Source organism: Paraconexibacter sp. (assembly GCF_041602235.1).
Classification (GTDB): Bacteria; Actinomycetota; Thermoleophilia; order Solirubrobacterales; family Solirubrobacteraceae; genus Paraconexibacter.
Window position 1 is genome coordinate 1 of record NZ_JBFIGP010000110.1, and the last position, 10,963, is coordinate 10,963.

Here is a 10,963-nt window from a genome sequence, read left to right on the forward strand (position 1 = left end):
GCAGTTCTTCCGGCTCGCGATGGACAGCGCGCGGCACCTGCCCGACCTGCCGGACGCGGCACGACGGGAACTGGCCGGCACCGTGGCGCACGCCGCCCAACTCGCAGGCGACGTCGACGCCGCGGTGGCCGCGCTGCGCACCGCGCGGGCGCTGGCGCGCGCCGAGCCCCTGGCGCTCGCCGAGCTCTGCCGTCGGGAGGGACGACTCCGCGAGCGGGCACGCCACTACGGTCAGGCGCTGGCCTGGTTCACGCGTGGGCTGCGCGCGCTGGAGTCCGTCGAGGGCCACGAGGCCCAGCTGCTCTTCAACCGCCTCAAGGCCGCCCGGGGCGCGGCGCGGCTGCGCCAGGGACGGCTCCGGGCGGCGCTGCCCGAGCTCCACGCGGCGATCGAGGGCGCGCGCCGGGCCGACGACCAGGAGACCCTCGCCCACGCCTACTACCTGATGGACTGGGCCCTGACCGACCTGGGCTCCCCCGAGGTGGAGGAGTACCGGGGCAAGGCCCTCGAGATCTACGAGCGCCTCGGCGACCGCGCGGGCATGGCGCGTTCCCTCAACAACCTCGGTGTCGACGCCTACTACGAGGGGCGATGGGACGAGGCGGTCGCCTACTACGAGCGTGCGCGGGAGGCCAACGAGGCGGTCGGCGACGTCATCGAGACCGCCAACGTCGAGAACAACATCGCGGAGGTGCGCCTGGACCAGGGGCGTATCGAGGAGGCCCGTGTGCTGCTGCAGGACGCCCTCGCCACCTGGGCGTCCGCCCAGTCGTGGATGGGTGTCGGGATGGCCACCGCGAACCTCGGGCTGTGCGCGCTGCGCACGGGCGACCTCGACGGCGCGGCCGCCCGGTTCGTCGCGGCACGCGAGGCGTACGAGAAGATCGACGCCCGGGCCGAGGCCTTCGCGGTGTACGCCCTCGAGGCCGAGCACCTGCTGTGCCGGCGTCGCCCCGACGAGGCGCTCGAGCGGGTCGGCGCCATCCGCGCGCGGGCGAAGGAGATCGGGGTCGGCCCGGCCCTGCTCGCGGGGCTGCAGCGGCTGGCCGCGCACGCGAAGCTCCAGTCCGGCGACCGGGACGGCGGTCTCGTCCGGCTCGACGAGGCGCTCGCTCTGGCGGGCCAGGTCGACGCCGCCTGGGAGCAGGCGCGGTGTCTGCAGACCCTCGCCCGCGTCCGCGGCGCCGAGGGGACCGAGGCCGCGGATCAGGCTGCGGCGCTGACGAGCCGCCTGGGGGTCATCGCCAGCCCGGTCATCCCGGTCTGAGGGCCCGCCTCACCCGCCGACCGAGATGATGGCGGCCTCGGACTGCCCGGTGTTCCCGGCGCGGTCGGTGATCGTCGCCCGCGCGGTGTACACGCCGGCGCCGGGCGTCGCGGCGCTCCACGTGCACGACGTCCGGCTCCCGTCGGAGCACGAGACGGTCGCCGTACGCTGCACGCTCGTGCCGCCGAAGTACGGGGTGTAGGTCACGGTGACCGCGTCGATGCCCGAGAGCGCGTCGGCGGCGGTCCCGGTGATGGCCTGGCCCACCACCACGCCGCGGGACACGACCTGCCCGGTCGGCTGGGTGCGGTCGATGTCGATGCCCGAGACGGTCCCCGACCCGCTGTTCCCGGCCCGGTCGGTCGCGGTGCCGTTGACGCTGAGGTTGCGGCCCTCACCGGTGAGGAGCGCATCCGGCGGGCAGGTGGCGACCCCGGACGCCTCGTCGGCGCAGCGGAAGCGGACGGTCACGTCGGCCCGGTACCAGCCGAACGCGTTGGCGGCGGTGGTGGGCTCACCCGTGACCTGGGGTCCCTCGGTGTCGAGGATGAAGCCCCCGCGCCCCGTGGACCCGTCGGCGCACCGCACGTCGATCGAATTGGCCCCGTCGGCGACCGGGTCCGGGACGAACGGTCCCCGGTACGGCTCGTAGGCGCCGCCGTTGACGCTCACCGCGCAGTCCTCGGCGTCGAGGTCGCCGGGATCGATCGTGACCTGCGGCGTCTCGCGCAAGTACCCGGACGCCCCCGGCTCGGGGTTCAGGCGGATCGTGACGGTGCCGCTGCTCGGGCGCGGGACGAGCTGGCCCTTGAAGGCGTTGCGGCCGACGTTGCCGGCGGCGTCCCGCACCTGGACCTGCCATTCCTTCACGTACGTGGCTCCGGCCGGCAGCGGCTGTCCGCCGCTCACCGTCCGAGGCGCCGCGACGGCGAGGTTCACGCTGTGCCAGGTCGCGTCCGCGTCGGTGCGGTACAGCGCCACGCCACCGGTGGCGTCGGTGTCCTCGAGGTCGACGCGGAACGAGACCAGGCCCGGGACCGCCTCGGGATTGACCTTGAGCACGATCGGGGGCTCCCAGTCCGCGGACGTCGAACGCAGCACGCGACCCCGGATGCGCTTGTAGAGCGCCTGGGTGCCGCGCGCGCCGGTCGACGTGTCGAGGCGGAACTGCCCGGCGGAGAGGTCCAGCGTCTCCTTCCGACCCGAGGCGTCCGCGGTCTGGACGATGGCACCGGGCGACACGGGGAAGATCGTCGAGGTCGCGGCGTTCTCCGGCTCGTTCGCGGACAGGTCGACGGTGGGCTGGCCGAACGGCACGTCGACGTCGGGGATCTCCTCGGTCTCGAGACCCTCGATGAGGAACCCGTGCGCGGGAGCGTTGCCGGTGCGGGGCAGCGGCACGCTGATCCGCGGCTGGATCGGTCGTCCGACGATCTCCTTCATCCGCTCACCGGGCACCTGGTAGGTGCGTCCGCGCGGGCCGTCCACCGCCTGGAAGGTCGGCGACACGTCGAACGGCGTGCTGACCGTGGACCCTTCGCCGTTCCCGGTGGGAGGCAGGACGGCCGGCGCGCTGATCCCGCTGCTCCCCACCCGGTAGGTCGGCAGGCCGTAGAAGGTCGCCACGTGCAGCGCCTTGTAGTGGTACTCGTCGGCCGTCTCACCGAACTCCGAGACGTAGCGACGCAACGCGTTGCCGAACGACTGCCCGACGGTGCCACGGCCCGAGGCCAGCTCGGTGGCGAACCCGCTCATGAGGCTCTCGGAGTACGCCACGACGTCCGTGTCGCCGTACCCGAAGCCCGTGTTGGCGACGTACGTCGACCGGCGCTGCGCGAACCGCTGCGGCCAGTCCGCGACCCGTTCCGCGTCGTACGCGGTCGGCGTCTGGACGAGGATGTCGGCGATGCCCAGTCCGGCGTGGCAGCCCATGGTGAAGGCCAGGGACCCGGGCGCCGGGCTGGCCTGCGTCGCGTGGAACAGGTTCGGCGAGCCGTTGGCGTTGAACGCGGCGGCGGGCAGTCCGGCCATGTGGTTGTAGTGGGCGTTCAGCGAGCTCACCCGCGGCTCAGCGGCGTTCAGCACGCCGAGCGCGTAGGCGTCGTCCCAGGTCTCGTTGATCTCCGTGCGGACCTTCGTGCTGCCGAGCAGTCCGCGCAACGGGGCGGCGACCGCGGCGCTGCCGTCGCTCAGGAAGTCGTACCCGGAGACGTCGGCACTCGCCGGGTCCAGGATCCCGTCGGCCTCGAGGTAGCGGTCCACCTGCGCCACGACCTCCCCGGGCGTCTCGAGCAGGCGCCCGAGTGCCACGTCGGGGACGTAGATGCGCCGGCCCTTGTCGGTCTGCTGCGGGTCGAAGTCACCGTAGGGAGCGTCGCTGAGCAGGTTGCCGTCGCGCAGGACGCGGGACACCTCGTTGTCCTTGCCGTCGAACGCCGCGTCGTCGGCGTACTCGGACTCGTTGGAGAGCTCGGCGGTGTCCGGGATCGGCGCCTGCGGCAGCACCTGGTGCGGACCCACCAGGACGATGCTGCGGAGGTCGGGCAGCCCCTTGCGGACGTCGTCGACGACCCGGTTGATCTCGGCGACCACGTTGCCGATCCGCGTGGAGCTGCAGCGGTTCTCGTCCCACCGCGCGTACGCGTCGTCGACGGCCGCGCCGAGCGTCGGGTGGGCCTCGACGGGCACGACGACGCCGCGCACGTCGGATCGTGCGGCGTACGTGCCCAGACGGGTCAGCATGGCGTCGGTGGCGCTCGCCCCGTACTGGGCGGCCATCCGCCTGCGGTTCACGAGGATCAGCGTCTGGCGATCGGAGGACGCCGGGAGACTCGGGAACACGCCGGCTCCCGCGCTCTGGAGCGACGGCGGCGTGTGGCAGGGCAGCGGGCTGCTGCCGGGGGTGGTCGCCGTGCGCAGGACGTACTTCTCGTCGCTGGAGGCGCCGTTGTAGCCGACGACGCTGACGCGCAGCGTGCCGCCCGCGTCCTCCGGGCGTATGACGACGGTGGCGGACTCGTCGGCCGTCCCCCGGTTGATCGAGGAGCTGCGGGCCGCCGACGACCGCGCCGCGATGTCCTGGACGCTGTCGGGGGACAGCACGCCGGGATCGGTGCGCTCGCCGGACGCATCGAGGACGAGGGACGACCGGGCCGCGGAGCTGCGGGCGGCCGAACTGCGGGCCGCCGAGGTGTCGACCCCGATCTGCGCGCCGCGGATCACGAGGTCGTAGTCGGCGGGGAGGTGGCTGAGCGTCACGGTCACGCGCGACCCCACCGCAGGCGCGTCGATGCTGTACGTGTCGGTGTCGCCCGGGGTCAGGTGGCCGGTGACCAGCGCATCCGCGCCGATCCTGCGCGACCCGTCGGAGGGCGGATCGTTGGAGTCGTCGATCTCCACGGGGGCGCTCGCCGTCCGGCCGCTGCTGTCGCTGCCCGTCGTGATCGTCACCCGGGCCGTCCGGGTGCCCAGCTCGACGCCGGGCTCGACCTCGGCGCGGAGCTCCACATCGACCACGCTGGAGTCCGAGCGGTCGCGGCACACGCCGTCGAGCTCGCTGCCGGAGAACGTCGAGACGTCGCCGTCGCGGGCGGGGTCGTCGACCGGTCGCGGCGCGTCGCCCGCGGCGGCGATGGTGGCCGAGCCGGGAACGACGCGACCGTGGTCCGGCAGCGTCAGCGCCACGCGCAGCCCGGAGGCGAGGCCGCAGTCGAGCCGGAACGTCGCGGTCGCGGTCTGGAGCCCGTCGCTGCGGACGTCCGACGCGGCGAACAGGCGGTCCAGCGCGATCCGCTCGTACGGGATCTCCTGCGGCGGGACGATCCCCGCGAGCACCTGGCCCAGGCTCAGGTCGTCCAGGTGCGGGAGCGGCAGCGCGGCGGCGAGCTCCCCGACGGTCGCGAGTCCGTCGAGCTCGGACGCCGGCACGTCGGCGAGCACCGTCCGCTCGATGGCGATGTTCTCGAGGCGGATCGCGGCGAGCGTCGTGCCGCTGATGTCGGTGGGCGCCTTGAGGCTCAGCGGCTGCCGGTAGTACGCCGCCAGGTCGTCACCGGCGTGCTCCAGCTCGAACAGCGTGGTGGTGGCCGGGGAGACGCCGTTGCCGCAGTGCAGCGGCATCCCGGCCAGATATGCGCACCAGCCACCGGGGGGAGCGGGCAGCTTCGCGAGCGGGGCGACCGAGAGCACGAACGCCGACAGCGTCGAGGAGCGCGCAGCCGAGCTGCGGGCGGCGATGGACCGCAGCGCGTCGAGGTCCAGGTCGCCGAGCGTGAGGCCCGCGATGCGGCTCGGCAGCGGATCGAGGGCGAAGACCTGCTCGATCGTCACCGACGTGAGCGGGACGTCCTCGAGGACGGTCCCGCGCAGGAGCTCGGGCCACCCGCCCGAGGAGCGCGCCGCGATCGCCGACAGCGTCGGCGAGGGCTGCAGCAGCGTGAGGACCGAGGACCGTGCGGCGGACGATCGCGCGGCCGCGGAGGCAGGGTCACCGCTGGAGCGGGCCGCGACGTCCAGGACCGAGCTCGACCGCGCCGCGATCGACTGCAGCGCGTTCGTGGAGCCGAACACGCTGGAGGGGTCCAGACGGCTCAGGCGGATGCGCTCGTGCCCGGAGGCGCCGGCTCTCGGGGTGACGGCCAGTTCGGCCGGGCCCGGAAGGGCCTCCCGGGTGATGACCTTGGCCACGGCGAGGCCGTCGTCGTCCGTGCAGGAGCCGGCGACGAGCGCGGCGCTCCCCGTGCCGGTGGCACCGACGACCGTCCCCTGGCCGGCGGAGTCGCAGGAGGGCACGGTCGTCCGCCCGCCCGTGCCGAACCCGGGATCCAGCGTGCCGTCGGCCCGGAGCGCTGCCACGGCCCAGGTCGTGGTCGCACCCGTCCGGCCGGTGCCGGCGACGACGACGGGTCCGGCACCGGATCCGATGACGGCGGACGCCGAGAGGCCCAGGCCGTCGGTGAGGAGTCCGGCCGACGCGAAGCTCGTGTCGAGCGATCCGGACGGCTTCAGCCGTGCCGCGAATCCGGCACCCGGACCCGTGGTGCCGACGATGGTCGCCGCACCGTCGTCCGCGGCGGCGATCCCGGTGGCGCTCTGCGAGGGGCCTTGGCCGGTGATGGACAGGCGCCGGACGCCGGACGCCGCGTAGGTCTTGTCCAGCTTGCCCGCCGGGGTGAAGCGCGCGATGACCGCGTCGGCACTCGTGGCGAGGCTCTTCGCGCCGGCGGTGCCGACGGCGAGCACCGAGCCGTCGGGGAGCAGCGCGACGTCGTTGACCTGCGAGCGGTCGCTCCCGACCGGTGACTTCGCGACGCCGTCGTCCCCGAAGTCGTCGTCGGGCTCCTCGTCGGTGATGCGGATGACGGTGAAGTACTTGCGGCCGTCGTTGCTGGCGTTGGCGACGCCGACGACGATCTTGCCGTCGACCGCGATGCGCATGCGGGTCGGATAGGCGAGCGAGCCGACGCCCTTGGAGACGATCTGACCCGCGTCGTCATCGTCGTCATCGCCGAACGAGAGATCGCGCGCGCCCGACGGCAGGTACCGCGCGAACGTGATCTTGTCCGAGCCGGTGCCGACCGCGATCACCACGCGACCGAGACTGTCCACGGCGAGCGATCCGCGCCCGACCGGCCGGTACCCCGTCACGACCGTCCCGCCGCCGAAGCTCGTGTCCGGCCGACCGTCGGCCAGCCGGCGAGCGATCGTCAACCTGCCGTCCGACAGCCCGAGCGCCGTGATCCGCCCGCCGGACGAGACGACCGGGCCCGCCTGGGCCTGCGCGACTCCCGCGACGCGGGCGACGCCGTCGGTGCCGAAGGCGGCGTCGAGGTCGCCCGGTGCGGCGTGGGCGACGGCAGGCGAGGCGATGAGGGTCGCTACGGCATACGCCATGACACGCCTCACCCGCATGTCCAGCACGGTAGGCGATACTCCGAATAGATGCAAACGTTCGTGCGCCAAGTGCGGCGCACGTCGTGCCTACTGCTCAGGGCCCAGGGCGCGCAGCGCGCTCATCACGCGGTAACCGGAACCCGTGTTCCCGTTGCGTAGACTGCCGCTGCACCTCCCCCCGACTCCCGGACCGACCGTGACCCGTCTCTTCACCTTCCCCGCCGGCCGCCGCTCGAAGTGGGTGGTCCTGGGCCTCTGGCTCGTGGCCCTCATGGCCATCCTGGGCACGAACCTGCCCGGTAAGTTCGCCGACGCCGAGAAGAACGAGTCCCGATCGTTCCTCCCCGGCGACGCCGAGTCCACCAAGGCCCTCGACATCACCGAGGACCTCCAGTCCGGGGAGCAGGCGCCGACCGTCATCGTCTACCGGCGCGACGGCGGACTGACTGCGGCCGACAAGGCCCAGATCGCGTCCGACCTGAACGAGCTGAACGCCCTGGACTTCCGCAACACCACCCCGTTCGGCAACCCGGAGGGGGACGACGCCGGGCCGTTCCAGCTCTCCGAGGACGGGACGACCGCGCTCATCGCCAACAGCATCACGGGTGACGGCGAGGCGGACACCCTGCTGGACCCCGTGGACCGCTATCGGGAGATCGTCAGCTCGGAGGACGCGCCGGGACGACCACAGGGCCTGCAGGTCAAGGTCACCGGCCCAGCCGGGATCAGCGCCGACGCGATCAAGGTCTTCGAGAACATCAACGGCACCCTCCTGGGCGCCGCCGTGACGCTGGTGCTGATCCTGCTGATCATCATCTACCGGTCGCCGTTCTTCTGGTTCTTCCCGCTCTTCAGCGTGATCGTCGCCGAGATCGTGTCGCGGGCCTTCGGCTACGGGATCAGCGAACTCGGCACGACCATCAACGGCCAGTCGTCGTCCATCACGTCGATCCTCGTGCTCGGCGCGGGGACCGACTACGCGCTGCTGCTCGTGTCGCGATATCGCGAGGAGCTACGCCGTCACGAGGACAAGCACGAGGCCATGGCGCTGGCGCTGCGGTCCGCCGGCCCCGCGATCGTCGCCTCGGGCGCCACGGTCGCCATCGCGCTGCTCGCGCTGATCCTCGCGAAGGTCAACGGCACCGCCGGCCTCGGCCCCCTGGGTGCGCTGGGCGTGATGACGGCCATCCTCGTCCAGTTGACCTTCCTGCCCGCGCTGCTGCTCGCGGTCGGACGCAAGCCGTTCTGGCCGCGGGTCCCGCACTACGGCGACGAGGGCGTCGACGTCACCCACGGCGCCTGGCGACGGCTGGGCGAGCGCATCGCGCGCCGGCCGCGCCCGGTCTGGATCGGCACCATCGCCGTGCTCGCCCTGATGTGCCTGGGGCTGCTGAACTTCTCCACCGGGCTGACCCAGGGCAACTCCTTCCGCGACGACGTGGAGGCGATCGCGGGCCAGAAGCTCGTCGAGCAGGCGTTCCCGGCCGGCCAGAGCGCGCCGACGGACGTCATCGTCACCGATCCCGGCAAGGTGGAGGCGGTGACGGCGGCGCTCGAGCGGATCGACGGCGTGGCCGACGTGCGCCCCACGACGTTCCGTGGCGAGAACGGGGTCCTGCTCGCGGCCTTCCTCGAACGCGACCCCTACTCGACGAAGGCCTTCGACCTCATCCCGGCGGTTCGCGCCGCGGCACGTAGTGCCGACCCCGGGGCGCTCGTCGGTGGACCCACCGCGGTCGAGAGGGACCTCAGGGACGCGAGTGCCGACGACACGCTGCTGCTCATCCCCCTCACCCTGGTCATCGTCTTCCTGATCCTGCTCGTGCTCCTGCGGGCCGTGACCGCGACCCTCCTGCTCATGGGGACCGTCCTGCTCAGCTTCGGGGCCGCGCTCGGCGTGGCCTCCGTGGTCTTCGACGTGGCGTTCGGCTTCCCGGGCTCGGATCCGTCCTTCCCGCTCTTCGCGTTCATCTTCCTCGTGGCGCTGGGCGTCGACTACAACATCTTCCTGATGGCCAGGGTGCGGGAGGAGACCGGCATCCACGGGACCCGCGACGGGATGCTGCGAGGCCTCGCGGTCACCGGCGGGGTCATCACCAGCGCCGGGGTCGTGCTCGCCGGCACGTTCGCGGTCCTCGCCGTGCTCCCGCTCGTGTTCCTGACGGAGATCGGGTTCACGATCGCGTTCGGCGTGCTGCTCGACACCTTCATCGTCCGCTCGATCCTCGTCCCCGCCCTGGTCCTGGACATCGGGCCGAAGGTGTGGTGGCCGAGCGTGCTCGCCCGGCGCCCCGACCACGCGCGCGGTGAGCGCCCGAAGGACGTCGCCCCTGCCGAGGTCTGACCTGGCGCCGGCACCCCTCTCACGAAACTCTTCGCCAACTACACCACTACTCGCATTTAGGGTAGGCGCATGCCCTCCCGCCTGCTGCCCGTCGGCGCGTGCCTCGCCGCGTGCGCCTGCGCCGGTGCCCCCGCGGAGGCGGCCGTCATCACCACCGACCGCCCCTGCTACGTCGAGTCGATGCCGATGCAGATCGCGGGAACGGGGTTCGCGCCCGGCAGCGCCTACGCCGTCAGGGCCGAGAAGGTCTTCGCGTTCGGGAACGCCGACGCGACGGGCTCCTGGCTGGCGAGGGTCGCTCGTGCCCCCGACGTCCCCCAGCGGACCACCACGCCCAGGCGCTTCGCGCTGACCGCGACGCAGGACGGGGTCGACGTGGCCACCACGCGCTTCGATGTCGTCAACCTGCTCGTCACCCTCGCGTCCACGCGCGGGAAGCCCACCAGCCGCACGACCTGGCGCCTCTCCGGGTTCACCCCAGGGGCGAGCATCTACGTCCACGTGCGGCGCAGCAGGAAGACGCTCGCCGATGTGCGGCTCGGCCGCGGCGACGCCCGGTGCGGCCGTCTCACCGCCAGGCAGCGGCGCATCCCCGGCGTCAAGGCCGCGCGCCTGCGCACGGGGCGCTACGACCTCTACATCGACAACCGGGCGACCTTCCGCCCGCAGACGCGCCCCCAGTACCGGTCGAGCGTCTCGATCCACCCGGCACCCCGCTAGCCCGCTGGCTGCGGGGAGCCGCGACGACGGCGGCTCAGAGCACGGGCAGGTACCGGTCGAGCTCCCACTGCGTGACCTGCACGCGGTAGTCCTCCCACTCCTGGCGCTTGATCTCGATGAAGCGGTTGAACATGTGCTCCCCGAGTGCCCGCAGGACGAGCTCGGACTCGGCGGTGAGCTCGATGGCCTCACCGAGCGTCTCCGGAAGCTGCTCGATCCCGAGACGCCGCCGGTCGTCCGGCGACAGGTGGTAGAGGTTCTTCTCCATCGGCTCGGGCAGCTCGTAGCCCTTCTCGATGCCCTCGAGCCCCGCGTGCAGGAGCGCCGCGAAGGTCAGGTAGGGGTTGCAGGCCGGGTCCGGGCAGCGCAGCTCCATGCGCGTCGCCTGCTCCTTGCCGGGGTGGTACAGCGGCACGCGCACCAGGGCCGACCGGTTGCGCCGCGACCACGCCACGTACACCGGGGCCTCGTAGCCGGGGACCAGACGCTTGTAGCTGTTGACCCACTGGGCGAAGATCGAGCTGAGCTCGCGCGCGTGGCGCAGCTGCCCCGCGATGAACGCCTTGCCGATGTCCGACAGGAAGTACGGGTCGTCGGCGTCGAAGAACGCGTTGCGGCCGTCCTTGAACAGCGACATGTGGGTGTGCATGCCGGAGCCGTTCTCCCCGAAGAGCGGCTTGGGCATGAACGTCGCATGCCAGCCGTACTTCATGGCGTACTCCTTGACCGTGATGCGGTAC

General features: G+C 72.6%; 5 protein-coding genes. 3 read left to right on the forward strand and 2 right to left on the reverse strand.

What is annotated here, in order from left to right; all coding sequences use genetic code 11:
* Positions 1-1,267: tetratricopeptide repeat protein (locus ABYE80_RS10605; RefSeq protein ID WP_372790246.1), on the forward strand; the 1,267-nt coding region annotated here is incomplete at its 5' end.
* Positions 1,268-1,276: 9 nt separating this feature from the next.
* Here the strand turns inward: ABYE80_RS10605 and ABYE80_RS10610 are convergent.
* The gene (locus tag ABYE80_RS10610; RefSeq protein WP_372790247.1) at positions 1,277-7,177 is read right to left on the reverse strand and encodes a hypothetical protein; all 5,901 of its coding nucleotides are present in this window, start codon (positions 7,175-7,177) and stop codon (positions 1,277-1,279) included.
* Between the two features lie 178 nt (positions 7,178-7,355).
* Between ABYE80_RS10610 and ABYE80_RS10615 the strand changes: the two genes are divergently transcribed.
* Both ABYE80_RS10615 and ABYE80_RS10620 read left to right on the forward strand, forming a co-directional pair.
* A complete protein-coding gene (locus ABYE80_RS10615; RefSeq protein WP_372790248.1) occupies positions 7,356-9,503 on the forward strand; it encodes an MMPL family transporter in 2,148 nt (715 codons plus the stop codon).
* A 69-nt stretch (positions 9,504-9,572) separates the two neighbouring features.
* Positions 9,573-10,223, forward strand: coding sequence for a hypothetical protein (locus tag ABYE80_RS10620; protein WP_372790249.1), 651 nt, complete (start codon positions 9,573-9,575; stop codon positions 10,221-10,223).
* A gap of 34 nt (positions 10,224-10,257) precedes the next feature.
* Here ABYE80_RS10620 and ABYE80_RS10625 read toward each other — a convergent pair.
* Positions 10,258-10,963 (reverse strand): glutamine synthetase family protein (locus ABYE80_RS10625; RefSeq protein ID WP_372790250.1); only part of this gene is annotated, 706 nt, incomplete at its 5' end.